This window comes from Dokdonella sp., from assembly GCF_019634815.1.
In the GTDB taxonomy this organism is placed as follows: domain Bacteria; phylum Pseudomonadota; class Gammaproteobacteria; order Xanthomonadales; family Rhodanobacteraceae; genus Dokdonella_A.
The window spans coordinates 80,865-105,278 of sequence record NZ_JAHCAP010000002.1 but is presented as its reverse complement, the minus strand read 5'-3'; the positions used below and the strand labels follow the sequence as shown (position 1 = coordinate 105,278).

Annotated in this window: 28 protein-coding genes; 8 read left to right on the top strand and 20 right to left on the bottom strand. The window is 66.1% G+C overall.

Translation table 11 applies throughout. The annotated features are described in order from the left end of the window. The first annotated feature begins 38 nt into the window (after window positions 1-38). The 6 genes from metG to KF759_RS01860 all read left to right on the top strand — a co-directional run bounded on the left by metG (window position 39) and on the right by KF759_RS01860 (window position 7,701). Window positions 39-2,201: a methionine--tRNA ligase gene (gene metG / locus KF759_RS01885; protein WP_291222671.1), complete on the top strand. Its 2,163-nt coding sequence runs from the start codon at window positions 39-41 to the stop codon at window positions 2,199-2,201. 72 nt (window positions 2,202-2,273) lie between these two features. After that, window positions 2,274-2,933 (top strand): RnfABCDGE type electron transport complex subunit B, encoded by a 660-nt coding sequence (locus KF759_RS01880; protein WP_291222669.1) that lies wholly within the window; start codon window positions 2,274-2,276, stop codon window positions 2,931-2,933. Beyond that, complete coding sequence (gene nth, locus KF759_RS01875; protein WP_291222667.1) at window positions 2,930-3,568, top strand: endonuclease III; 639 nt, start codon at window positions 2,930-2,932, stop codon at window positions 3,566-3,568. Before KF759_RS01880 ends, nth begins: the two co-directional genes overlap by 4 nt. 332 nt (window positions 3,569-3,900) lie before the next feature. Then, window positions 3,901-5,295 carry a cysteine--tRNA ligase gene (cysS, locus tag KF759_RS01870; RefSeq protein WP_291222666.1) on the top strand — a complete coding sequence of 465 codons (1,395 nt, stop codon included), beginning with the start codon at window positions 3,901-3,903 and terminating at the stop codon, window positions 5,293-5,295. After that, a complete protein-coding gene (locus KF759_RS01865) occupies window positions 5,288-5,728 on the top strand; it encodes a SufE family protein (RefSeq protein WP_291222664.1) in 441 nt (146 codons plus the stop codon). Before cysS ends, KF759_RS01865 begins: the two co-directional genes overlap by 8 nt. Before the next feature lie 107 nt (window positions 5,729-5,835). Next, complete coding sequence (locus tag KF759_RS01860) at window positions 5,836-7,701, top strand: patatin-like phospholipase family protein (protein ID WP_291222662.1); 1,866 nt, start codon at window positions 5,836-5,838, stop codon at window positions 7,699-7,701. A gap of 18 nt (window positions 7,702-7,719) precedes the next feature. Here the strand turns inward: KF759_RS01860 and KF759_RS01855 are convergent, their stop codons facing one another. The 13 genes from KF759_RS01855 to KF759_RS01795 form a co-directional block, all read right to left on the bottom strand. Beyond that, window positions 7,720-8,637, bottom strand: a complete 918-nt coding sequence (locus KF759_RS01855; protein ID WP_291222660.1) for a 2-dehydropantoate 2-reductase — start codon at window positions 8,635-8,637, stop codon at window positions 7,720-7,722. A 6-nt stretch (window positions 8,638-8,643) separates the two neighbouring features. Further along, entirely contained in the window at window positions 8,644-9,009 is a 366-nt protein-coding gene (locus KF759_RS01850) for a PilZ domain-containing protein (RefSeq protein WP_291222659.1), read from the bottom strand. A 3-nt stretch (window positions 9,010-9,012) separates the two neighbouring features. Beyond that, window positions 9,013-9,987 carry a DNA polymerase III subunit delta' gene (gene holB / locus KF759_RS01845; RefSeq protein WP_291222657.1) on the bottom strand — a complete coding sequence of 325 codons (975 nt, stop codon included), beginning with the start codon at window positions 9,985-9,987 and terminating at the stop codon, window positions 9,013-9,015. Beyond that, window positions 9,984-10,619, bottom strand: a complete 636-nt coding sequence (gene tmk, locus KF759_RS01840) for a dTMP kinase (protein WP_291222655.1) — start codon at window positions 10,617-10,619, stop codon at window positions 9,984-9,986. Before tmk ends, holB begins: the two co-directional genes overlap by 4 nt. Beyond that, entirely contained in the window at window positions 10,616-11,692 is a 1,077-nt protein-coding gene (gene mltG, locus KF759_RS01835; protein WP_291222653.1) for an endolytic transglycosylase MltG, read from the bottom strand. The genes tmk and mltG overlap by 4 nt, the downstream gene beginning before the upstream one ends. Window positions 11,693-11,744: 52 nt before the next feature. After that, window positions 11,745-13,097, bottom strand: a complete 1,353-nt coding sequence (locus KF759_RS01830; protein ID WP_291222651.1) for an aminodeoxychorismate synthase component I — start codon at window positions 13,095-13,097, stop codon at window positions 11,745-11,747. 82 nt (window positions 13,098-13,179) lie between these two features. Further along, complete coding sequence (fabF, locus tag KF759_RS01825) at window positions 13,180-14,418, bottom strand: beta-ketoacyl-ACP synthase II (protein WP_291222649.1); 1,239 nt, start codon at window positions 14,416-14,418, stop codon at window positions 13,180-13,182. Between the two features lie 93 nt (window positions 14,419-14,511). Next, entirely contained in the window at window positions 14,512-14,751 is a 240-nt protein-coding gene (acpP, locus tag KF759_RS01820; RefSeq protein WP_132000193.1) for an acyl carrier protein, read from the bottom strand. A 157-nt stretch (window positions 14,752-14,908) separates the two neighbouring features. Beyond that, on the bottom strand, window positions 14,909-15,652 hold the full coding sequence (gene fabG, locus KF759_RS01815) for a 3-oxoacyl-ACP reductase FabG (protein ID WP_291222645.1): 744 nt from the start codon (window positions 15,650-15,652) through the stop codon (window positions 14,909-14,911). A gap of 58 nt (window positions 15,653-15,710) precedes the next feature. Then, window positions 15,711-16,685, bottom strand: a complete 975-nt coding sequence (gene fabD / locus KF759_RS01810) for an ACP S-malonyltransferase (protein ID WP_291222643.1) — start codon at window positions 16,683-16,685, stop codon at window positions 15,711-15,713. Between the two features lie 55 nt (window positions 16,686-16,740). Next, on the bottom strand, window positions 16,741-17,745 hold the full coding sequence (locus KF759_RS01805; protein ID WP_291222641.1) for a beta-ketoacyl-ACP synthase III: 1,005 nt from the start codon (window positions 17,743-17,745) through the stop codon (window positions 16,741-16,743). 181 nt (window positions 17,746-17,926) lie between these two features. Next, a complete protein-coding gene (rpmF, locus tag KF759_RS01800) occupies window positions 17,927-18,121 on the bottom strand; it encodes a 50S ribosomal protein L32 (protein WP_291222639.1) in 195 nt (64 codons plus the stop codon). Window positions 18,122-18,335: 214 nt separating this feature from the next. Continuing rightward, a complete protein-coding gene (locus KF759_RS01795) occupies window positions 18,336-18,854 on the bottom strand; it encodes a YceD family protein (protein WP_291222638.1) in 519 nt (172 codons plus the stop codon). 84 nt (window positions 18,855-18,938) lie between these two features. Between KF759_RS01795 and KF759_RS01790 the strand changes: the two genes are divergently transcribed. Continuing rightward, entirely contained in the window at window positions 18,939-19,394 is a 456-nt protein-coding gene (locus tag KF759_RS01790; RefSeq protein WP_291222636.1) for a hypothetical protein, read from the top strand. After that, the gene (locus tag KF759_RS01785) at window positions 19,391-19,975 is read left to right on the top strand and encodes a nucleoside triphosphate pyrophosphatase (protein WP_291222634.1); all 585 of its coding nucleotides are present in this window, start codon (window positions 19,391-19,393) and stop codon (window positions 19,973-19,975) included. The genes KF759_RS01790 and KF759_RS01785 overlap by 4 nt, the downstream gene beginning before the upstream one ends. A 7-nt stretch (window positions 19,976-19,982) precedes the next feature. Here KF759_RS01785 and KF759_RS01780 read toward each other — a convergent pair whose 3' ends face one another. The 7 genes from KF759_RS01780 to KF759_RS01750 form a co-directional block, all read right to left on the bottom strand. Then, window positions 19,983-20,423 (bottom strand): protein YgfX, encoded by a 441-nt coding sequence (locus tag KF759_RS01780; RefSeq protein ID WP_291222632.1) that lies wholly within the window; start codon window positions 20,421-20,423, stop codon window positions 19,983-19,985. Continuing rightward, a complete protein-coding gene (locus KF759_RS01775; RefSeq protein ID WP_291222630.1) occupies window positions 20,395-20,640 on the bottom strand; it encodes a succinate dehydrogenase assembly factor 2 in 246 nt (81 codons plus the stop codon). Before KF759_RS01775 ends, KF759_RS01780 begins: the two co-directional genes overlap by 29 nt. Before the next feature lie 33 nt (window positions 20,641-20,673). Further along, window positions 20,674-21,459 (bottom strand): succinate dehydrogenase iron-sulfur subunit, encoded by a 786-nt coding sequence (locus KF759_RS01770; protein ID WP_291222628.1) that lies wholly within the window; start codon window positions 21,457-21,459, stop codon window positions 20,674-20,676. 106 nt (window positions 21,460-21,565) lie between these two features. Then, the gene (gene sdhA / locus KF759_RS01765) at window positions 21,566-23,359 is read right to left on the bottom strand and encodes a succinate dehydrogenase flavoprotein subunit (protein WP_291222626.1); all 1,794 of its coding nucleotides are present in this window, start codon (window positions 23,357-23,359) and stop codon (window positions 21,566-21,568) included. Between the two features lies 1 nt (window position 23,360). Further along, window positions 23,361-23,747 carry a succinate dehydrogenase, hydrophobic membrane anchor protein gene (gene sdhD, locus KF759_RS01760; protein WP_291222624.1) on the bottom strand — a complete coding sequence of 129 codons (387 nt, stop codon included), beginning with the start codon at window positions 23,745-23,747 and terminating at the stop codon, window positions 23,361-23,363. After that, window positions 23,744-24,139, bottom strand: coding sequence for a succinate dehydrogenase, cytochrome b556 subunit (gene sdhC / locus KF759_RS01755; RefSeq protein ID WP_291222622.1), 396 nt, complete (start codon window positions 24,137-24,139; stop codon window positions 23,744-23,746). The genes sdhD and sdhC overlap by 4 nt, the downstream gene beginning before the upstream one ends. A 56-nt stretch (window positions 24,140-24,195) precedes the next feature. Continuing rightward, the gene (locus KF759_RS01750; protein ID WP_291222621.1) at window positions 24,196-24,363 is read right to left on the bottom strand and encodes a DUF1674 domain-containing protein; all 168 of its coding nucleotides are present in this window, start codon (window positions 24,361-24,363) and stop codon (window positions 24,196-24,198) included. Window positions 24,364-24,414 lie beyond the last annotated feature (51 nt).

The following is a 24,414-nucleotide window of genomic DNA, read 5'->3' as shown; positions in this document are numbered from 1 at the left end:
CATAATTTGCGCTTTGCAGCACACGGAACCTGCACGGCATGAATGCGCCTGCCTCCCGAGAAATCCTCGTCACCCACGCCCTGCCCTATGCCAATGGCCCGCTCCACTTCGGCCATCTCCTGGGCTACATCCAGACCGATGTGTGGGTGCGCGCGCAACGCATGGCAGGTCATCGCGTGCACTTCGTCGCTGCCGATGATGTCCACGGCACGCCCATCATGCTCGCGGCGGAGAAGGCCGGCGTCACGCCCGAGGCCTTCATCGGCGCGATCTACGACGGCCATGTGCGCGATTTCGCCGCCTTCGGGATCCAGCACGACTGCTACTACACCACCCACTCGCCAGAGAACCGGGAACTGGCCGAACAGGTCTACAAGCGCCTTCGCGATGGCGGTCACATCGCGGCGCGCTCGATTCGCCAGCTCTTTGATCCGCAGCGGCAGATGTTCCTGCCGGATCGATACGTCAAGGGTATCTGCCCCAAGTGCGGCGCGCCCGATCAGTACGGCGACAATTGCGAAGTCTGCGGCGCGGCCTATGCGCCGACCGATCTCAAGGAGCCGCGCTCGGTGCTCTCGGGCGCCACGCCCGAGCTGCGCGATTCCGAGCATTACTTCTTCAAGGTCGGCGATTTCGCGCAACTGCTGCGCGATTGGCTCGGCGGCAAGCTCAGCGGCGGCGAGCCGGTGATGCATGCCTCGGTCGCGGCCAAGCTGCGCGAATGGCTCGAGTCCGACGGTGGCGTGCGCGACTGGGACATCTCGCGCGACGCGCCGTATTTCGGCTTTCCGATTCCCGATGCGCCGGGCAAGTTCTTCTACGTCTGGCTGGATGCACCGATCGGCTATCTCGCAAGTTTCAAGCACTACTGCGAAAGCGCGGATGGCGCCAAGGCCGGTCTGGGCCCGAAAACCTTCGATCAATTCATGGCCGCCAGTGCGCGCGCGCCTGTGGCCACGACCGAGCGTGCCACCGAGATGCATCACTTCCTCGGCAAGGACATCGTCAATTTCCACGGCTTGTTCTGGCCGGCGATGCTCGATGGCGCCGGCCTGCGCGTACCCGACGCCCTGCACGTCAACGGCTATCTCACCGTCAATGGCGAGAAGATGTCGAAATCGCGTGGCACCTTCGTGATGGCGCGCACCTATCTCGATGCCGGGCTCGATCCGGACTGGCTGCGCTACTACTTCGCGACCATGCTCACCGCCGCACCGGTGGACATCGACCTCGATCTCAAGGCCTTCGAAGAGCGCGTCAATTCGCACCTGGTCGGCAAGTGGGTCAACATCGCCAGCCGCTGCGCGGGTTTCGTGCACAAGCATTTCGATGGTCGCCTTGCAGCCAACCTGCCCGCACGCGAGCGCAGCCTGTTCGACGCCGCAGCGCAGAAGCTGAGCGCTTGCGCGGATCTGTATCGCCAAGGCGACTATGCCGGCGTGGTCCGCCTGCTGGTCGAAGTGGCTGACGAAGCCAATGCCTATGTCGCCACCAAGGCGCCGTGGCAACTGGCCAAGGACGAAGGCAAGCGCGACGAACTGCATGCGGTGTGCAGCTTCGCGCTCAACCAGTTCCGATTGCTGACGATCTGGCTCGCGCCGATCGTGCCCGGCATTGCCGCGCGCGCCGCGGATTTCCTGCGCGAGACCGTGACTCGCTTCGACCTTGCCGCCACGCCCCTGCTTGGCACCTGCATCGGTGAATTCAGCGCACTCACCACGCGCATCGACCCCAAGCGTGTGGAAGCCATGATCGAAGCCTCGAAGGAATCCCTCAAACCCGCCGACGAGGCCGCCAACCCGCCGACGGCAAAGCCCGCAACAGCCAGACCTGCACCTGCGGCAGCGTCCGCAGCTGCAGACACTTCCGCTGTCATCGGCATCGACGACTTCGCCAAGCTCGATCTGCGCATCGGCAAGGTGCTCGCCTGCGACCTCGTCGAAGGCTCGGACAAACTCCTGCGCTTCGAGCTCGATGCCGGCGCGCTCGGCAAGCGGCAGATTTTCTCGGGCATCCGCGCCGCCTACGGCGAGCCGGAAAGACTCGTCGGCCGCAACGTCGTCTTCATCGCCAACCTCGCCCCGCGCAAGATGCGCTTCGGCGTCTCCGAAGGCATGATCCTGTCGGCCGGCACGGGTGGCGATGATCTGTTCCTGCTCGATGCCGATGCCGGCGCCGTGCCCGGCGCAACGGTGAAGTGAGCCCACATGGCGACCCGGACAAATCCGCACGCGTCGCCGGCAACCCCGCGAATGCCTTGACGGCCTGCGCGCATGACTGAGCGCCACGACCTCGTCGATCGTCTCGATGCGCTGCTGCCGCAGACCCAGTGCACGCGCTGCGGCTACCCGACCTGTCGCGACTACGCGCGGGCGATTGCCGCCGGTGAGGCCGCGATCAATCGGTGTCCGCCCGGCGGCGAAGACGGCATCGCCGCGATGGCCGCACTGCTCGGCATCACAGCACCGCCGCTCGATCCGGACTTCGGCGTGGCAGCACCGCCGACGCTGGCGGTGATCGACGAGGATGTCTGCATCGGCTGCACCAAGTGCATCCAGGCCTGCCCGGTCGATGCGATCGTCGGTGCCGGCAAGCTCATGCACACCGTGATCGCCGGCGAGTGCACGGGTTGCGAGCTGTGCGTGCCGGCCTGCCCGGTCGATTGCATCGCGATGATCGCCAGCGCCGACACACTGCTTGCGCGCAGCGCGGTGGTCGAACGGGCAGCGCACGCACGCATGCGCTTCGAGGCACGCAATACCCGATTGCATGGCACGGAAATGCCGACTTGCGCCACATCATCCGCGTCGGCCGCAAGCTTGGAACACGACGAGACACCGGCACAAGCGGCGCCCGCGCCGATCAGCCGCAATGCCGTGCTCGAGGCGATCGCGCGGGGTCGCGCCAAACGCACGCAAGAGTTCAGGCGATGAAGCCGGAGAACGTGCGCGAGTTGTTCCGGCGGTTGCGCGCGCTCAATCCGCATCCGACCACCGAACTCGTCTACGGCTCGCCCTTCGAATTGCTGATTGCGGTGATCCTCTCGGCACAGGCCACCGACGTCGGGGTCAACAAGGCGACCCGCAAGTTGTTTGCCCGCGCCAATACCGCGCAGGCGATGCTCGATCTCGGCGAAGTCGCGCTCAAGCGCCACATCAGCACGATCGGCCTGTTCAATGCCAAGGCGCAGCACATCATCGCCACCTGCCGCATCCTCGTCGAGCAACACGGCGGCGACGTCCCGCGCACGCGCGAAGAACTCGAACAACTGCCCGGCGTCGGCCGCAAGACCGCCAACGTCGTGCTCAATACCGCCTTCGGCGAGCCGACCATCGCGGTCGACACGCACATTTTCCGCGTTGCCAACCGTTCCGGGCTGGCCCCGGGCAAGACCGTGCGTGAAGTCGAGGACAGGCTGCTCAAGGTGGTGCCCGCGGAATTTCGCAAGGACGCCCACCACTGGCTGATCCTGCATGGCCGCTACGTGTGCAAGGCGCGCAAGCCCGACTGCCCGCACTGCCCGATCCGCGATCTCTGCGCTTTTCGGAGCAAGACCCTGCCTGCTTGACCGCAGCATCCCCTCACGCATCGCCAACCGATTCCTCGTTGCAGCGGCGGACCGGCGCGAAGGGCGGGAGCGGGGCGAGAGTCGTCGACATGGGCAGGCTGCGCGAAGGCAAAATGGCCTTAGCGCCGACTCTAAGCGGACTGGCTGCCTTCGATGAGCACGCAGCACGCAGTTTTCAGGCAAACCAGCCCAATCGAAGCCGACTGTCGCGCAGGATCAAGCCGGGCGAGCTTGATGTTTCCGCGGGCCGCACGGATGGGGTCGGGCGCGCTTGCCCCGCGGGTTGCTGCGTTGCGGCTGCTATCATCGCCGGCTCAGCCAGGAAACACCCGATGCCGCTGCGTTTGCACAACAGCCTGACCCGCCGGGTCGAAGATTTCATCCCGCTCGACCCGCAGCGGGTAACGATGTACGTGTGCGGGCCGACCGTCTACAACTACGTGCATATCGGCAACGCGCGCCCGCCGGTGGTGTTCGGCCTGCTCGCGCGGTTGCTGCGACGTCTCCACCCGCAGGTGGTGTACGCACGCAACATCACCGACGTCGACGACAAGATCAATGCCGCAGCAAACGCTGCCGGCGTATCCATCGACGCCATCACCGGCCGCTACGCCAAGGCCTATTTCGAGGACATGGCGCGACTGGGCGCCGATCCGGCCGACCTCACGCCCCATGCGACTGCGCACATCCCCCAGATCATCACGATGTGCGAACAGTTGATTGCATGCGGCCACGCCTATGCCGCCGAGGGCCACGTGCTGTTCGATGTCGCCAGTTACGCCGACTACGGCAAGCTCTCGGGCCGCTCGGTCGACGACATGATCGCAGGCGCACGCATCGAGGTGGCACCCTACAAGAAGAATCCCGCCGATTTCGTGTTGTGGAAGCCCTCCACGCCCGACTTGCCGGGCTGGGACAGCCCGTGGGGGCGCGGTCGCCCGGGCTGGCACATCGAGTGCTCGGCAATGGCCGCCGCCCATCTGGGGGAAACCATCGACATCCACGCCGGCGGCAACGACCTGATGTTCCCGCACCATGAGAACGAGGTCGCGCAGAGCACCTGCGCACATGGCGGCAAGACCTTTGCGCGCTACTGGCTGCACAACGGCATGCTCACCTTCGACGGACGCAAGATGTCCAAATCGCTGGGCAACGTGCTGGTGCTGCACGAATTGCTCGACCTCTACCCGGGCGAAGTGCTGCGCTTCCTGCTCTTGCGCGCGCACTACCGCCAGCCGCTCGATTGGTCCGAAACGGCGCTGGCGCAGGCGCGCGCGACACTCGATGGCTGGTACACGGTGTTGCGCGACATGGCCGATGTCGAGGTGGACGCCGCAGAACGCGTGCTGCCCGCTGCGATCGAGTCCGCCCTGTGTGACGACCTCAACACGCCGGAGGCCTTCGCCCAGCTCGCCGCTCTCGCCAGCGCAGCGCGCGCGGCAAGCACGCCAGCGGCACGGCGCTCCGCCAAGGCAGCCCTGCTTGGTGCCGCCGACATGCTCGGCCTCCTGCAGCAGGATCCGGAAGCCTGGTTCAAGCAGACGTCCGGCAAGAACGCCATCGATGAAGAAGCCGTGCAGCGACAGGTCGAGGCACGCGTGGCAGCAAAGAAGGCACGCGATTTCGCCACCGCCGATCGCATCCGCGAAGAACTGCTTGCCCAGGGTATCGTGATCGAAGACACCGCGCAGGGTCCACGCTGGAAAGTGGTGGCCGCCGGTGAATGAGTTTGCTGCGCCTGCCGAGCCCAGTGCCGAAGCGGCACAACAGGCGATCGCCGAGGAATTCGCCTTCTTCGGAGACTGGACCGAGCGCTACCAGTACCTCATCGATCTCGGCCGCAAGCTGCCGCCCTATCCCGAGGCACTCAAGACCGAGGAGCGTCAGGTGAGCGGCTGCCAGTCGCTGGTCTGGCTCGACGTGCAGGGCGATGCGCAGCGTCTGGATTTCCGCGCAATCAGTGATTCCTCGATCGTCTCCGGCCTGATCGCCCTGCTGTTGCGCGTCTACTCGGGTCGCCCCGCAGCCGAGATTCTTGCCACCCAACCGCGCTTCATCGAAGCCATCGGACTTGCCCGCCACCTTTCGCCGACGCGCTCGAACGGCTTGGCGGCGATGCTTGCCCGCATCCAGCAGGCCGCACACGCCGCGGCAGCCTGAGCGTCCACAGCCGCGCAACCCGACCGGCGACCTTTCCGGGCACGATGACGGCCGTGCGACGTGGTCGGCGTTGTCTTAAGCTTTGCCGGCCTCCAGGGGGAGCAGGGATGGACAAGAAGGCGATACTTTTCGGTACCTCGCTGTTTCGCGGCATCACGCCCGAAGCCCTCGATGCGCTTGCCCGCCGATTCGAGGTCGAGGAACTGCGTGGCGGTCGTGTGCTCTTCCGTGAAGGCGACCTGCCGGACTATCTCTACGTGGTCGTCACCGGGCGCCTGCAGGCACAACATGCCGACGGCCAGATCATCGGCGAGATCGGACGCGGCGAGCCGGTCGGTGAAATGGCAATGCTGTCTGGCGAGACACGCGGCGCCGACGTGGTCGCACTGCGTGACTCGGTGCTGCTGCGGATCGACCGCAACGCCCTGCTCGATGCGGTTTCCAGACAGCCTTCCGCGCTGCTCGCGCTGTGCAGCACGATCGCGCGCCGCAGTCGGCGCAGCACCCGCGGCGCCCTGCTCGATGCCGTACGTGGCAATCGCACGATCGCGGTGATCGGCTCCCAGCGCGGCATGCGCCTGGGGCTGCATGTCGATTGGCTGCTGGCCGGCATGCGCGGCAGCGAACATGCAGTCAAGTGCATCGGTGCCGGCGATGTCGACAAGCAATTCGGTGAAGGCGCTGCACAAACCGCGTTCGGCGCCGGCGAGCAGCACCGCATCCTCAACGACTGGCTCAGTCGGCGCGAGCTCTCCGGCGGCCATCTGGTGCTGTGGAGCGACGCCTCCGGCGAGCAATGGGCCGAGCGCTGCCTGCGCCAATCCGATCGCGTCATCGTCGTGGTCAGCGCAGACGGTGGCCAGCCCCCGGTCGCGCTCGCTCGCACCCTGCGCCAGCATGCACCGCGCACCCCGGTCGACCTCCTGGTGTTGCGCCCGGATGGCGCTGCCGCCGGCGACATCGTCGCCTGGCGCACCTTGCTCGGCGCGCGCACCCACTATTTCGTGCGTCCTGAAGTCCAGGCCGACTACGACGCCGTCGCACGTCAGCTCACCGGCCACGGCCTGGGCGTCGTCTTCGGCGGTGGTGGCGCGCGCGGCTTCGCGCACATCGGGCTGGTCCGGGCGATGGAGGAGCTGGGCATCCGTGCCGACCTGCTCGGCGGCACCAGCATCGGGGCGTTCTTCGCGGCGCTGCACGCGAGCGGCGCCGACAGCAAGAACATGCTCACGATTGCGCGCGAGACTTTTGTCGAGCGCAACTATCTCAATGACTACGTCTGGCCGAGCGTGTCACTGATTCGCGGTCGCAAGTTCCTGCGCCGCCTGCGCAGCATCTTCGGCGATACCCGCATCGAAGACCTGCGCGTCCCCTTGTTCTGCATCAGCACCAATCTGACCAAGGCGCGCCAGCAGGTTCACGATTCCGGCTCGCTCGCGGTGTGGACCGGCACCAGCATGTGCGTCCCCGGCCTTGCACCCCCGGTGGTCTGGAACGGCGACTTGCTCGCCGACGGCGCGATCGCCAACTGCCTGCCGGTCGATGTCATGCACAGCCTCGGCCGCGGTCCGATCATCGCTTCGGACGTCGCCGCCGGCAGTGGACTGGATGCACCCGGGATCACCGGCCCCGACCCCGAGGCCCTGTTGCACCGGCACAGCAATCCCTCGCGCGTGTCCCTGTTCGCCCTGCTCGCCGGTGGTTTCGCAGCCACCCGCGACAATGGCCCGCGCAGCCATGATGATCTTGCCGACCTGCGCCTGCAGATGCCGGTGCAGGGTGTGCGCATCTTCGACTGGGCTGAAATCGAGGCCCTGGTCGAACGCAGTTACCGCTACTGCCTGGACGCCTTGGTCAAGTACACCGCCGAACGGCGCAAGGCCGAGCGTCCCGAGACACGCGCGCATCAGCGTGTGCGTGCGCGGCTCGCCGCCGCCGAAGCACTACCGCGCAAGCGCGGCACCCAGCGCTGAAGCTTCCGGCCTCTCACCTCAGCGTACGCTGCCGCGTGTGGCTTCGTAGACGCGCAGATGGCACAGCGCAGCGGTCAACAACGGCACGTCGAGGCCGAACCCGTTCGCGCGATGATGCAAGTCGCCCAGGATGTGCTCGGCCTCGGTCGTCGCGCCGCGCTCGAGGTCGCGCAGCATCGAGGCCTTGAGCGGCGAGTCGGGCGTGGTCAGGGTGACACGTGCGGCCTCTCGCGCCGCCGTTGCAACGGGATGGCCACTGCGCGCGGCAATCGCGCAGCATTCCGCGTACAGGCGCTCGATCAGAGCTGCGCCGCCGTCGCTGGCAACGATCGAGCCGACCGCGGCGCGCATCAGGCAGGTGATCCCGGCCAGCGTCGCAATGAAGGCCAACTTGTCCCACATCGCGGCAAGAATGTCGGGCTGCTCCACCACCTGCGAAGAGATCGCAAGCAAGGCCGCGCGGATCGGCGCGGGAACCGGCATGCCGGCATCCCGGCTGCCAAAGCCCAGGCGCTCGAGCGTGCCGAACTGCCGGATCGCGCCATCATCTTCGAGCGTGACCGAAATATGGGCGAGGCCGCCGAGCACACGCTGCGCTCCGAACGCCGCATCGAGCCGATCGAGATGGCGCAGGCCATTGAGCAGGGGCAAGACACGCGTGCGCGCGCCGACCGCGGGCGTGATGACGTCGATTGCGCCATCGAGATCGCCGGCCTTGCAAGACAACAACACCAGATCGAAGGCGTGTTCGACCGCGCAAAGCGTGTTGACGCGCTGACTGAATTCGAAGGTGCGGCCATGCACGCAAAGGCCGTGCTCGCGCAGCAGCGCCGCCCGAGCGGGCCGCACGAGGAAACTGACATCGGTACCCGCCTGCAACAGGCGCGCGCCGAAGAAACCGCCAATCGCGCCGGCGCCGAGGATCAGGATGCGCATCGCGCCCTACATCGTGTTGGTCGGGCGTTCCTGGCTGAGGATGCCGGCCAGCACCGACTCGATCTTGGTGCGCGCGACTTCGCCATCGGAGGATTCGTTGAACTGCACACCGATGCCGGCGACGCGATTGCCCTGGGCGCCGGCTGGCGTGATCCAGGCCACGCGCCCGGCAACCGGCAGGCGATCGCCCTCGTCCATCAGGGACAACAGCAGGAACACTTCATCGCCGAGGCTGTATTGCTTGGTGGTGGGCACGAACAGCCCGCCGCCGCGCACGAACGGCATGTAGGCATTGAACAACGCACCCTTGTCCTTGATCGCGAGCGACAGGATGCCCTGTCGTGGCGCGCCGCCGCCGCTTGGTGTCGCCATCTGTCAGCCTCGTTGCCTGGACTCGTCGCGCCGTGGCCACGTCCGCAGCAGATCGAGCAGGAGCAGATCGATCCGCAAGGTCGTCGAAAGCAGGCCACGCGCGCGATTGGCATGGCCGAACCAGGCCACAAGCTTGGGGATTTCCCCGCGCGCGGTCAAGGACGGCGTTGCGGTCAGGGCTCGCTTGCGCGCCTCGTCGCGCGCGATCACCGCGGCGAACCACAGTCGCTCGGCCGGACGATCCTGACTCCACTGCTCGGCCAGTTCCTGCGCCTGACGCTGGCCGCGCTCGAATGCGGCGAGATCGCGGGCACAGGCCTCGCGCAGGGCCAGATTGGAATCCCGGATCCAGTCCAGGGCCAGCCCGGGGTTGCCCAGGCTCGCCGCCAGCGCCTCTTGCGCCAGCGCCGCCTCCACGCCCTGAGTCTTGAGCCAGTCCAGCGCCGCCGCAGCCGACGGCGCCGGCAAATCGATGCGTTGGCAGCGGCTGCGGATCGTCGCCGGCAGACGCGCAGGTTCATCGGCAAGCAAGACGATCACGGTGGCCGTGGCCGGCTCCTCGAGCGTCTTGAGCAAGGCGTTGGCCGCGCTCGCGTTGAGCCGGTCGGCCGGATCAATCAGGGCCAATTGCCAGCCGCCGAACTGGCTCGACAAGGCCAACCGCTGCGACAGCGCGCGCATCTGGTCGATGGTGATTTCGCTGCGCTGCTTGCCATCGTCGCGTAGCTCGAGGCCGACCCGGACCAGGTCGGGATGCGAGCCCGCCGCGCGCAGCAGGCAGGCGCGGCACTGTCCGCAGGCTCCCTGCTGGACATCGACGCGCTCGCACAGCGCCGCCGCCGCGAAGGCCTCGGCGAGTGCGCGCTTGCCCAGTCCCGCGGGCCCGGCAAACAACAAGGCATGGTGGAGGCGTCGTTGCGCCAGCGCCGTCGTCAATGCAGTCCAGGCGGGCTGCACCCAGTCGCCGAGCCCGTTCATCGTCCGGCTCCGAGACCGCTCAAGAAGGCATCGAGCTCGGCGCAGGCCGCCGTGCGCACGGACTCGAGCGGCTGGCTCGCATCGATGACGCGAATGCGCCGAGGCTCTTGCGCGGCACGCTGCCGATAGGCGCTGCGCACACGTTCGAAGAACGCATGGTCTTCGGCTTCGATCCGATCACTGGGGCCGCGCGCGCCCGCGCGCGCGAGCCCCTGTTCGATCGGCAGATCAAGCAACAGGGTCAGATCGGCGTGCACGGGTGCAACCCAGGTTTCCAGAGTGGCGATACGCTCGAGCGGCTGGCCACGCCCGCCGCCCTGATAGGCATAGCTCGCGTCGGTGTAGCGATCCGACAGCACCCATTGCCCGCGCGCAAGCGCCGGCACGATGCGCTCGCGCACATGTTGCGCGCGCGCGGCGAACACCAACAGCAATTCGCTTTCGGCGCAAATCCCCGCGAACGCGGGATCGAGCATCAGGCGGCGCGCCGCCTCACCAAAGGCCGTGCCGCCGGGCTCGCGCGTCACCACCACATCGATGCCGCGACTCGCAAGGCGCTCGCGCAAGGCATCGAGCACGCTGCTCTTGCCTGCGCCCTCCCCCCCTTCGAGCGTGATCAATCGTCCGTTCATTGGCCGCGCCGCAACTGGTACTTCTGCACGGCTCGATTGTGCGCGTCGAGCGTGGGCGAGAACTCGTGGCTGCCATCGCCGCGGGCAACGAAATACAGCGCATCGCCGGGCGCGGGATGCATGACCGCCTGCAATGCGTCGATCCCCGGCAAGGCGATCGGCGTGGGCGGCAGGCCGTCGCGCGTGTAGGTGTTCCAGGGCGTGTCGGTTTCCAGATCGCGGCGTCGGATGTTGCCGTCGAAGCCTGCCCCCATGCCATAGATCACGGTCGGATCGGTCTGCAGGCGCATGTTGAATTTCAGGCGCCGCAGGAATACACCGGCGATCAGCGGCCGTTCGTCAGGCTGCGCGGTTTCCTTCTCGACGATCGAAGCAAGAATCAGCGCCTGATAGGGAGAATCCAGCCGCACCTCGCTCGTGCGCTGCGGCCACAGCCGGTCCAGGGCCTTGCGCATTGCCTCGTGCGAGCGCTTGAGGATGTCCAGATCCGACTCACCCTTGACGAAGGAATAGGTCTCGGCGAGGAACCAGCCTTCGGGTTTGCCGTCGGCGATGCCGAGCTCGCGCGCGATGGCTTCGTCGCTCAGCCCGGGCAAGGTTTGCAGCAGTCCGGCGGAATTGGCCAGCGCCAGGCGCAATTGTCGAAATGTCCAGCCATCGATGATGGTGAAATGATGTTGCACCACCTCGCCCGCCGCCATCTTGCGCAGCAGCTCCCGCGGCGTGAGGCCAGGCATCAGCGCATACTCGCCGGCATGCAGGCGCGCGGCGATCTTCGATTCACGCCCAAGCAGGCGCCAGTAGAGACTGCTGCGCGTGTCGCCGGCAACCAGTCCCTGCTCACGCAACTGCGCGACGATGCGTGCGTAGCTGGTTCCACGCGCGACCTCGAAGGTCGTTCCGGCTCCGCTGATCGGCAGCGCCGCGTTGCCGTAGGCATGATAGTCCTGCCAGCCGATCACACCACCCGCGACGAGCGCCAGCACCAGCAGCAGGGCAAGCGTGCGCAGCAGCGCGCGGCCACGGACGTGGCTGCTCCGGCTGATCAAGACTGGGACGGGAGAGTGGCTCATCGATCTCGCAGGGTACCCGGAATCCGCGGCATCAGGGAGCGCCGCGAAACACTCATCCGGCACAGCGCAAGGCCGCAAGCATGCCGCGCGCCTTGGCGCGGGTCTCTTCGAGCTCGCGCAGCGCATCGGAGTCGGCGACGATTCCCGCGCCGGCACGAAACTCGATGCGCTTGCCTTGCAGGCAGAGTGTGCGGATGAGAATGTTCAGATCCAGGTCCCCATCGCGGTTGAGATAGCCCAGCGAGCCGGTGTAGGCACCACGACCGACCCCTTCGAGCGCGGCGATGATCTGCATGCAACGCACCTTCGGACAGCCGGTGATGGTGCCGCCCGGGAACACCGCGCGGATCGCCTCGCCGGGCGTGACCTCGTCACGCAGACGGCCACGCACGTTGGAAACGATGTGATGAACGTGGGCGTAGCTTTCGATGGCCATCAACTCGTCGACGACCACGCTGCCCGGCTCGCACACGCGCCCCAGATCGTTGCGCTCGAGATCGATCAGCATCACGTGCTCGGCGCGCTCCTTGGGATGGCCGACGAGTTCGGCACGCCGCGCCGCATCGTCGTCGCCCGCCTGGCGCGCGCGCGTGCCCGCGATAGGCCGCGTCTGCGCCAGCCTGCCGCGCAGTTCCAGCAGACGTTCGGGCGAGGAGCTGGCAATCGCCCAGTCATCGACCTGCAGCAAACCCGCGAACGGCGCCGGATTGGCACGGCACAGGGCCGCATGACAATCGGCGGCCGAGGTCGGCGCCGTCAATCGGGCGCGCCAGGCGCGCGAAAGATTGACCTGAAACACATCACCGCGCCGCAGATGTTCATGCACACGCGCCACGCCTTCGACAAAGCGCTCGGCTGGATCCTCGTCGATGCCCTCGAGACGGATCGCTTGCGGCAGGTATGCCTTGACCCGGGCCAGGTCATCGCTCATCAGGTCAAGCAGGTCGCCATGCCCGGCCTCGGCCACCAGCGTGCTGCAGCCGCGCGCATGATCCACGATGATCGCGGCCGGACAGCGCAACGCCAGCGCGCGTGGCACCGCCTGCACCGGCTGCGGCAGCTGCAGGCTCGGTTCGATCTGCGCCGCGAGTTCATAGCCCAGATACAGCAGCCAGCCGCCGCGAAACGGCAGTTGCGAACTTGCATCACCGGCCAAACGCACTTGTCGCCAGCGCGCGTCGAGCGCCTGCAGGAAGTCGCCTGCGCTGCGCACGCCACCGCATTCGAGCAGGCCATCGACAGCGAGCACGAGGCGCTCGCCGGGAAAGGCGAAAAGGATGTCGTGGCGGGCCCGTGCGCTGCCGCGCGCCACGCTCTCGAGCAGACCCGGATAGCGCTCGGGCCACGCCGCCGCAAGCGCAAGCAGATCGGGCGTGCCGGCGATTTCCCGCAGCAGCGCACTCATCGGGATTTCGCGTCAGGGCCGCGGACGCGCGACATCGCCCGGCCAACCAGACTGCCCGGCATCCGCCGACTGCGCAGGAGCATCAGAAACGGCGGAAGACCAGCGTGCCGTTGGTGCCACCGAAACCGAACGAATTGGACATCACCACGTCGAGCTTCGCCTGCCGCGCGGTGTGCGGCACGAAATCAAGATCGCAACCTTCGCCCGGCGCATCGAGATTGATCGTCGGCGGCACCACGTTGTCGCGCAGCGCAAGCACCGAGAAGATCGCCTCGACACCGCCGGCCGCTCCGAGCAGATGGCCGGTCATCGACTTGGTCGAGCTGACCATGAGCTTGTCGGCATGCGCGCCGAACACGCCACGAATGCCCTGCACTTCGGCGGCATCGCCGGCCGGTGTCGAGGTGCCGTGGGCATTGATGTACTGCACGGCGCTGACGTCGAGGCCGGCATCCTTGATCGCCACCTTCATGCAACGTCCGCCGCCCTCGCCATTCTCGCTGGGAGCGGTCATGTGGAAGGCGTCGCCACTCATGCCGAAACCAACCAGTTCGCAATAGATGCGCGCACCGCGTGCACGGGCATGCTCAAGGTCTTCGAGGATCACCACGCCGGCGCCGTCGGACAGCACGAAACCGTCGCGATCCTTGTCCCATGGACGGCTCGCCTTCTCGGGTTCGTCATTGCGTGCGGACAACGCACGCGCCGAGCAGAAGCCGCCCATCGCGGTGCCGACCGTCGAGAACTCGGCACCACCGGCGACCATCACGTCGGCATCGCCGTACTGGATCATGCGCATCGCCAGACCGATGTTGTGGGTGGCAGTGGCGCAGGCAGTGACGCAAGCGATGTTCGGCCCCTTGAGGCCGAGCATGATCGACAGCTGGCCAGAAGCCATGTTGATGATCGAGGCGGGCACGAAGAACGGCGAGATCTTGCGCTGGCCATGCTCGTGATAAGTGATCGAGGTCTTCTCGATCATCGCGATGCCGCCGATGCCCGCACCCACGGCCACGCCGATGCGCTCCTCGTCATGCTCGTGCGGTTTGAGTCCCGCATCGGCCAGCGCCTGCACCGAAGCGGCGATGCCATAGTGGATGAACGGGTCCATCTTCTTGACGTCTTTCGGCGCGATGTACTGCGCTGGATCGAAGTCGCGGACCTCGCCGGCGATGCGCGTCGGGAACGTCGAAGCGTCGAAATGGGTGATCGGACCGATGCCGCTCTTGCCGGCCAGGATATTGGACCAGGCGGTGGCAACATCATTGCCGACGGGACTGACGATGCCGAGACCGGTGACGACGACGCGACGCTTACTCATGCGGGAAGCTCTTGTGGCCGGGACGCAAATCCAATTTCACAAAACAAAACTGCGCCATGTCGGCGCAGCTCTGCGTAACGCAATGCCGATCGATCAGGCCTTGACGTGGGCCTTCACGTAATCGATGGCCTGCTGCACGGTGGTGATCTTCTCGGCTTCCTCGTCCGGGATCTCGCACTCGAATTCCTCTTCGAGCGCCATGACAAGTTCGACCGTGTCGAGCGAGTCGGCGCCGAGGTCGTCGACGAAAGATGCGTTGGGCGTCACTTCGTCTTCTTTCACGCCGAGTTGTTCGACGACGATCTTCTTGACGCGCTCTTCGATGGTGCTCATGGGTGTGATGTTCCTCGCGATGGAAGTTGTCCGGATATGGCACGTGCGTGTCAGCAGCGGAGCCACCCGAAGCCGCCGCATTGTAGTGGAAGGCCGCTGGTGCCGCCACTTGGCCGCCATGCGCCCGCGAAGGGTCGACGTGGCCGCCAGAATCGCCTCAGGGCATGTACATGCCGCCATTGACGTGCAAGGTTTCGCCGGTGATGTAGGCCGCGGCAGGCGAGGCCAGGAAAGCCACCGCCTTGGCAATGTCGGCCGGTTCGCCGAGGCGACCGAGCGCGATCTGCCCGAGCAGCGCCTCGCGCTGCGCCTCTGGAAGGGCGCGCGTCATGTCGGTATCGATGAACCCCGGCGCCACCACGTTGACGGTGATGCCGCGCGTGCCGATTTCGCGCGCCAGTGATTTGGAGAAAGCGATGATGCCGGCCTTGGCAGCGGCGTAGTTGGCCTGCCCGGGATTGCCGGTGAGCCCAATCACCGAAGCAATCGAGATGATGCGGCCCTTGCGCGCCTTCATCATGCCGCGCATCACCGCCTTGCTGGTGCGATAGACCGAAGTGAGGTTGGTGTCGAGAATCGCCTGCCAATCCTCGTCCTTCATGCGCATGAGCAACTGGTCGCGGGTGATGCCGGCATTGTTGACGAGGATGGAGATCGCGCCCTGCTCCTTGCCGATCGCGTCGACCAATGCCTCCACCGCCGCACCATCGGTGACATCGAGTGCGCGTCCGCTGCCGCCGTGCGCAGCGAGCCGGGCAGCGATCGCCTGCGCGCCCGCCTCGGTGGTGGCAGTGCCGATGACGCTTGCTCCCTGCGCGGCCAGTTCATCGGCAATCGCTGCGCCGATGCCACGGCTGGCGCCGGTGACGAGAGCGACTTCACCTGCGAGGATCTTGTTCATGGATTCACCGATTTGCTGTTGCGGTTGTCGACACCAGGCATTGTCCGAGCGCGCGCCATCATGTCCGGCCCCACTGCGACAGCGCTTCATCGAAGTCGCCTGGCGTGGCCAACGTCCGCGCCTCGATGGTCTTGTCGATGCGCTTGACCAGTCCGCTGAGCACCTTGCCCGGTCCGCATTCGGCAATGTGCTTGATGCCGGAATCGCGCAATGCCTGCACGCATTGCGTCCAGCGCACCGGCAGATAGAGCTGGCGCACCAGGGCGTCGCGGATCCCGGCCACATCGGCATGCACCGCCGCATCGACGTTTTGCACAACGGCGACTGCGGGAGCATGCCAGCGACAGGCTTCCATCGCCGCAGCCAGGCGATTGGCGGCTTCACGCATCAAGGGCGTATGCGAAGGCACGCTCACCGCGAGCTTGACCGCCTTGCGCACACCGCGCTCGGCGAGCCGTGCCAAGGCCGCATCAACCGCGCTTGCGTGGCCACCGATCACGATCTGGCCGGGCGAGTTGTAATTGGCCGGCACCACGACATGGGTACCGGACACCTCGGCGCAGACGGTCTCGACCAATGCGTCCTCGGCCCCGAGAATCGCCGCCATCGCGCCACTGCCCTCGGGGGCCGCTTCCTGCATGAGCTGGCCCCGAATGCGCACCAGATGTGCGGCGTCCCGCAGGGACAGTACCTGCGCGGCGACCAGCGCGCTGTACTCGCCGAGACTGTGCCCGGCCATGCGTGCCGGCACGGGGCCGCCTCGTTCCTGCCACAGGCGCCACACCGCGACACTCGCTGCCAGCAGCGCCGGCTGAGTGTATTCAGTGCGATTGAGCATGGCCTCCGGACCGCTCTGCGAAAGCGTCCACAGATCGATTCCGGCACCGTCGGAGGCTTCGGCGAAACACGCGCGGATGTCGCCATGCAGCGCCGCCAATTCGGCCAGCATGCCCACCGACTGCGAGCCTTGCCCGGGAAAGACAAAGCCCAGCGCGTCAGCGCTAGCGGCGGATGAAGGAATGGATTCGGTCATGGCTCGGGACTCCAGGGCCGCAGGGGCGAAACAACGGCCACCAGCGCGACGGATTTCAGTAACGCAGCAAGGCCGAAGCCCAGGTGAAGCCGCCGCCGAAAGCTTCCAGCAACAGGTTCTGGCCCCGCTGTACCTTGCCCGAGCGCACTGCCTCGTCGAGCGCGAGCGGCACCGAGCCCGATGAGGTGTTGCCATGCCGATCGACGGTGACGATCACGCGTTCCATCGGCAACTTGAGACGCTTGGCCGTGGCTTCGATGATGCGCAGGTTGGCCTGATGCGGAATCAGCCAATCGACATCCTTCTCAGCCATGCCCGCCGCGTTCAGGGTTTCGCCGACCATGCGATCGAGTGTCTTGACCGCGACCTTGAACACTTCATTGCCGGTCATCATCACGCGCACACCGGCATTGGGTTCGTCGAGCTTGAAGCCGGCCGAGACACCGACGGGGTTGTAGAGCAGATGCTTGTAGCCGCCATCGGCATGCAAACGCGTGGCGAAGATGCCCGGCTCGCTCGCAGCCTCGAGCACCACCGCACCGGCACCATCGCCAAACAGCACGCAGGTCGAGCGATCACCGTAGTCGAGCATGCGCGTGAGCGTTTCGGCGCCGACCACCAGCGCTTTCTTCACCTGGCCGCTGCGCACGAATTGATCGGCGACACCGAGCGCGTACATGAAGCCCGAGCAGGCGGCGTTGACGTCGAACGCGGCACAGCCGTTGGCGCCGAGACGATGCTGCAACAAACATGCAGTCGACGGAAAAATGATGTCCGGCGTGGTCGTGCCCAGCACGATCAGCTCGATCTCGCTGGCGGCGACCCCGGCTGCCTCGAGCGCCCGGCTTGCGGCGTGAAAGGCGAGATCGCCCGTGGTTTCACCGACCGCGGCCATGCGCCGCTCACGGATGCCGGTGCGCGAGGCAATCCATTCATCAGTGGTGTCGACGAGCTTCTCGAGATCGGCGTTGGAAACGATTTTTTCCGGCAGGTAGCTGCCAGTGCCGGCAATGCGTGAGTAGATCAAGGCCGCTTCCCCGTTGGGCCGCCGAGCGGGCATCCGCCTCGCTCGCCGACATCAGCGCTGCCGGGCGTCCTGCCGGGCCTGCACGAACGGTCGGTCAGCCTGCCGCCTGCGCGACGCGGACGTCACACAGGCGCGCGAGACCGCAACGGTTGCGGTGGTAGCAACGCCGGCCATTCCCCACACGCCGGCAAGCACCGGCATGTGCGCGAAGGGCTCAGTCTTCGTCGCGAACCTTCGTCTTGCTCTCGATGACCTTCTTGCCGCGGTAGTAGCCATCCTTGGTGACGTGATGGCGCACATGCACCTCGCCAGAAGTCGGGTCGGTCGACAGCTGCTTGCTGGTCAGCGCGTCGTGGGAACGGCGCATGCCGCGGGTGGATGGGGTTTTGCGACTCTTGGCAACAGCCATTTCAATCTCCTGGTGCGGACGCTCCGGTCCGACGATGGGCAACGGCCAGCCTGGCCGTCGTAACTGAAAACGGGAAGTCTTTGGTGGCGCTTCCGGGCCCTTGTTGCACTGCCGGGACGGCAAACGCACCGATCCCGAGCTCGAAATCCTGCACGCCTGAAATCGCCGTGCCGGCATCCATTTCGATGCCGTCGATTCGCCGGCCGCGCCGCTCTCAGCCGGCGCCTGCCTTGTTCTTCAACCCAGCCAGCGCGGCGAATGGATTCTGCCGCACCGGCTCCTTGTCCGTCGCATCGGTCGGGTCGACCCAATCCAGCGGTGCCCCTGGTCGGGTCGGCACCACCGGCACGGCAAGGATCAACTCATCCTCGATCACGGCCGCCAGGTCGATCGTACCGTCGGCGATCAGCAATGGCTCATATCCACCCGGCAAGCCCGCCTCGTCTTCCTCGTTGGCGATCAGACCGAGCCGCGTGTCGATCACGACCGGCAGCGCAAAAACCTCGAGTGTACGCTGACACAGCAGCGGCAACCCGGCTTCCACTTGCAACTGCAGGTAGGCGATGCCCAGCGCATCCTTGTCGAATTGGGCATGGTAGCGCGCTTCGCCCTGCGCCGTCGCCAGCGCATCGCGCAAGCGCGACATCACGGTGAATGGCAAGGAACCCGAGTAGACGCGACGCCCCTGCACCTGGCGCGCGACATCCACGCGTTCTGGCAGGGCTGCGGACATGGGCGCGCGATGGTAGGTGGCTGCCCGGACGCTGTCAACCGCGACTTGCGGCTACACTGGGTCCGGCAACAGGGGGCGGGCACAATGCACTATTTGCTTGCGGGGGCCTTGGCCCTCGCATTGTTCATATTCCTGTTCGCGTGGCGGGAACGCCGCCTGCGCGAACGCCGCACGCTGCTTCAGCAGATCCTCGACCTGGCCGATGCCTTCGAGCACCAACTCATCGACTGCCGCAACCAGATGCGCGCGATGCCGCAGCGCGGCGGCAACGATCCCGCCGAGGCCCTGCCCCAGCCGGTCGCACTCGCTGCGGCTACGGCCATGATCGACAGCGGCCTGCGTGACTTGCTCGCCCATCGCCTGTGGCTCCGCAGGGAGAGCGCCCGCGCTCCCCTGCAGGCGCTGATCGCCGCGCGCGATGCCCTTGCCCAAGCCCAATCCGGCCTGCAAGCGCAGATGGCACGGCTCGCCGATGCGCGCGCCGAGCTCAGGAACGCACGTGACGCGCTCGATGCCGCTGCCAGGAGCAGGCAATCATGAGCGCCATCGTGCTGGCTTCGACTTCGCTCTATCGACGCCAACTGCTGGCGCGGCTCGTGCCCGACTTCGTGGTTCAGGCCCCATCAGTCGACGAGGCGCCGCTGGCCGACGAAACGCCCCTGCAGACCGCCCAACGCCTGGCCAGGGCCAAGGCAGAAGCGGTCGCCCTCGATCACCCGGGGGCACTGGTGATCGGCAGCGACCAACTTGCCGAACTCGATGGCCGCGCCCTGGGCAAGGCAGGCACTGCCGAAGCGGCCAGCCGCCAGCTGGCGGCGTGTTCGGGCAAGACCGTGCGTTTCCATACCGCCGTGACCCTGATTGCCGCGCTTCCCGGCGGCAATGTCTACCACCATGCCACCGACTGCACCCGCGTGGTGTTCCGCCAGCTCGACGAGGCCACCATCACGCGTTATGTCGCCGCCGAGCAGCCCTTCGACTGTGCCGGCAGCTTCAAGGTCGAAGGACTGGGCATCGCCCTGTTCAACCGTGTCGAAAGCGATGATCCGACCGCCCTGATCGGCCTGCCATTGATCGCGGTTGCGCAAATGCTGCGTGAGGCCGGCATCGCCCTGCCTTGAACAGGAATCAACGCAGCAGCGTCGATCCGCCATCGGTGGTGGCAAGTCGCCGCAGCAGCACGATCAGGCGGCGCCGCGTATCGGCATCGAGATTGTCCGGCGTGAGCGCGATGCGGAACCGGCGCCGCGGCGCCCAGCGCCAGTCGAGCGTGAGCAATGGACCGAGATGGCGGTGACTGCAGAGCAAGGCGGCCTGTTCGTTGCCCTGCGTATCACACAGGATCCAGCCATCGGCACGATGCGCCACGCGCACGAATCGCGGATGAAGAAGTCCATGCGCCGCATGCGCTGCCAGGGCGAGCGTGAGCAGCGACAGCAGCAGGCTTGCGTACCAAGGCCACGCCGAGCACCAGGGCGCCAGGCAGGCCAGTAGCGCGATCAGGGCAAGGGCCGCAGCGACGCGCCGCGAAGGCCGGTAGTCAAAGGCAATGGTGGGCGCGGATTTCATCGATGATCGCCGCGAACGCGGGCGGCGGCTCATGCTGGGCGATCAACCAGTCCCACAGATCCGGATCGATCTGCTCGAGCAGCCCGGCAAAGGCCGCGCGCGTGGTGGCGTCGGCCTGCGCGTAACGCGCCTCCAGCCACCAACCGATCATGCGGTCGAGTTCGCGCGTGCCACGGCGCGCGCGCCAGCGCAGTCGCGCCAATTCGGCGTCAGACACGGCAGACCGGACGCAAGGGCAACATTGGCCCGCTCAACTCGCGCGCTCGACGATCAGCTTCTTGATCTCGGCGATTGCCTTGGCCGGATTGAGGCCCTTGGGACAGGTGCGCGTGCAGTTCATGATGGTGTGGCAGCGATAGAGCTTGAACGGGTCTTCGAGTTCGTCCAGTCGCGCGCCGGTGTCCTCGTCGCGCGAGTCGACGATCCAGCGGTAGGCCTGCAGCAGGATCGCCGGGCCGAGGTAACGGTCGGAATTCCACCAGTAGCTCGGACACGCAGTCGAGCAGCAGGCACACAGGATGCACTCGTACAGGCCATCGAGCTTGGCACGGTCTTCCTTGGACTGCAGGCGCTCGCGATCGGGCGGCGGCGGCGTCTGCGTACGGATCCAGGGCTTGATCGAGGCATGCTGGGCGTAGAAGTGGGTGAGATCGGGCACCAGATCCTTGACCACCGGCATGTGCGGCAGCGGGAATATCTTGACGTCACCACTCGGGCAATCGCCGATCGCCTTGGTACAGGCGAGCGTGTTGGTGCCGTCGATGTTCATCGCGCACGATCCGCAGATGCCTTCGCGGCAGGAGCGGCGGAAGGTCAGCGTGGCGTCGACTTCGTTCTTGATCTTGAGCAGGGCATCGAGAACCATCGGACCGCAACTGCCGAGGTCGATGTCGTAGGTATCCACGCGCGGGTTGTCGCCACTGTCCGGACTCCAGCGGTAGATGCGGAACGTGCGTACGTTCTTCGCACCCGCTGGCGCGGGGAAGTGTTTGCCTGGAATGAGCTTGGAATTCTTGGGAAGCGTGAACTCAGCCATGTCGGGTACCGCTGATCTGGGATGTGGAACCGGCTAACCATCGATGCGGATTGCGGCAATCCCGCCGCCTTGCGGCACCGCCGCCCGCATCGCCCTTCACGACGCGTCAATACACGCGCTTGGCCAACGGCACCGGCTCGACGTCGGTGGTCATCGTGTTCATGTGCACTGGCCGGAAATCGAAGCTGCATTTGCCCTTGGCATCGACGCTGACCTGGGTGTGCTTGAGCCAGTTGACATCATCGCGTTCGGGGAAATCCTCGTGCGCATGCGCACCGCGGCTCTCGTGACGCTGCTCGGCCGAATAGATCGTCGCCATTGCGTTGTACAGCAGGTTGTTGAGCTCGTAGGTCTCGATGAGGTCGGAGTTCCACACCAGTGAGCGGTCGGAAACCTGCACGTCTTCGAACGAGGCAAACACCTTGTCCATCCTGGCGCAGCCTTCCTGCAGGGTCTTGGCGGTGCGAAACACCGCTGCGTCGGCCTGCATCGTGCGCTGCATGGTGTTGCGGATCTGTGCCGTCGGCAGCGAGCCCTTGGCATTGCGCAGCCGATCCAGCCGCGCGAGCGCCTCGTCACAGGCAGTCGGCGGCAGCGTCTTGTGTGGCTGGCCCGGCTTGATGGTCTGCTCGCAGCGCTGCGCGACGGCGCGCCCGAACACCACCAGATCGAGCAGCGAATTGGAGCCAAGCCGATTGCCGCCATGCACCGACACGCAGGCCGCCTCGCCGATCGCGTACAGGCCTTCGACGACCACGTCCGGATCGTTGCCGACCTTGCGAACGACCTCGCCGTGGTAATTGGTTGGAATGCCGCCCATGTTGTAATGAACGGTCGGGATTACCGGAATCGGCTGCTTGGCGACGTCGACGCCGGCGAAGATACGCGCACTCTCGGCAATGCCCGGCAGCTTTTCGTGGATCACCTCCGGCCCAAGATGCATGAGATTGAGGTGGATGTGGTCCTGGTGTTCGCCGACGCCGCGGCCTTCGCGGATCTCGATCGTCATCGCGCGCGAGACCACGTCGCGCGAGGCCAGGTCCTTGGCGTTGGGCGCATAGCGCTCCATGAAGCGCTCGCCCTTGGAATTGGTGAGATAGCCACCCTCGCCGCGCACGCCTTCGGTGATCAGGCAACCCGCACCGTAGATGCCGGTCGGATGGAATTGCACGAATTCCATGTCCTGCAATGGCAGACCCGCGCGCAGCACGAGGCCGCCGCCGTCGCCGGTACAGGTGTGCGCCGAAGTCGCACTGAAGTAGGCACGCCCGTAACCACCGGTCGCCAGCACCACGCCATGCGCACGGAACAGATGCAGGGTGCCTTCGTTGAGATCGAGCGCAAGCACGCCGCGGCAGGCGCCGTCATGATCGAAAATCAGGTCGAGCGCGAAATACTCGATGTAGAAGCGCGCATCGTGCTTGAGCGACTGCTGGTAGAGCGTGTGCAGGATGGCGTGGCCGGTGCGGTCGGCCGCCGCGCAGGTGCGCTGCGCCACGCCCTTGCCGTAATCGGTGGTCATGCCGCCGAACGGTCGCTGGTAGATCAGACCCTCGTCGGTGCGCGAGAACGGCACACCATAATGTTCGAGCTCGATCACCGCGGCCGGTGCGTTCTTGCACATGTACTCGATCGCGTCCTGATCGCCGAGCCAGTCCGAACCCTTGACCGTGTCGTAGAAGTGGAAACGCCAGTCATCGCGCCCCATGTTGCCCAGCGCCGCCGAGATGCCGCCCTGCGCGGCAACCGTGTGCGAACGGGTGGGAAACACCTTGGTGATGCAGGCGGTCTGCAGCCCGGTCGCGGCAAGCCCGAAGGTTGCGCGCAACCCAGCGCCACCGGCGCCAACGACGATGATGTCGTACTTGTGTTCCTGGATCTTGTAAGCGGTACCGGCCATTTCAACGTCCCAGCGCAATTTTGAGTACGGCCAGCACGCCAGCGGCGGCGCCGAGGAAACAGAAAAGCTTCACGGCGAGCTGCAGCACGAGATTGCTGCCCTTGCCATGCACATAGTCTTCGATCACCACCTGCAGACCGAGCTGCGCATGCCAGAACACCGCAATCACCAATACCAGCAGCAGACTGGCATTCCACGGCTGCGCCAGCAGCGCATGTGCCGCGGCGAAATCGAGCGTGACGAGCTTGAGCACCAACCAAAGGAGCCACGGCACCAGCAGCAGCAGCGCCACCGCGGTGATCCGCTGCACCATGAAATGATGCAGGCCCTGCTTGGCCGAACCCAGACCCAGCGCCGTCTTCATCGGTGTGCGCAATTGCGTGCTCATGCGCCACCCCGCTGCGCGAACACGCACACCCAGACAAGGATCGTGAGAATCAGGCTGCCGGCAACAACCAGCCAGCCATTGCGCACGAACTGTTCAATGCGATAGCCCCAGCCCAGATCCTGCAGCAGGTGGCGAAGGCCATTGAGCCAGTGGTAGGCCAGCGACCAGGTCCAGCCGAGCAACAGGAAGGTGCCCAGTCCGGAGCGGCCGAAAGCAGCCACGTCGGCCCAGCGTTCGGGCCCGGCGGCCAAGGCCAACAGGCTGCACAGCAGCACCAGAGTGCCCGCGGCCAGCGCGATGCCGGTGGCGCGGTGCAGGATCGAAGTCATCATCTGGATCTGCCAGCGGTAGATCTGGATGTGCGGCGAAAGCGGTCGAGCGTTGGCTGACATGGCTGGCTCTGGCTGGCGTTCTCGTTGTGGGCTGCGGTGCACGACACACACTGGCATCAGAAATCGATGCAGCGGCCGTCCTTCTCCCAATCCCCGTAGCGAACCGGATCAAGACGGCGCCGATCCTTGTCTTGCCCAGGCTGCGCTGCGCGCGGCGCATCGGCTTCGCCCGCGACAGGCGGAAGCTTGGCTGACTCTGGGGTGATTGGATCGGAGGTGGTCATGATGCAGTGCACCCCGAAGGTTAAACCTTGCGCGAAATTCCGACAACCTCG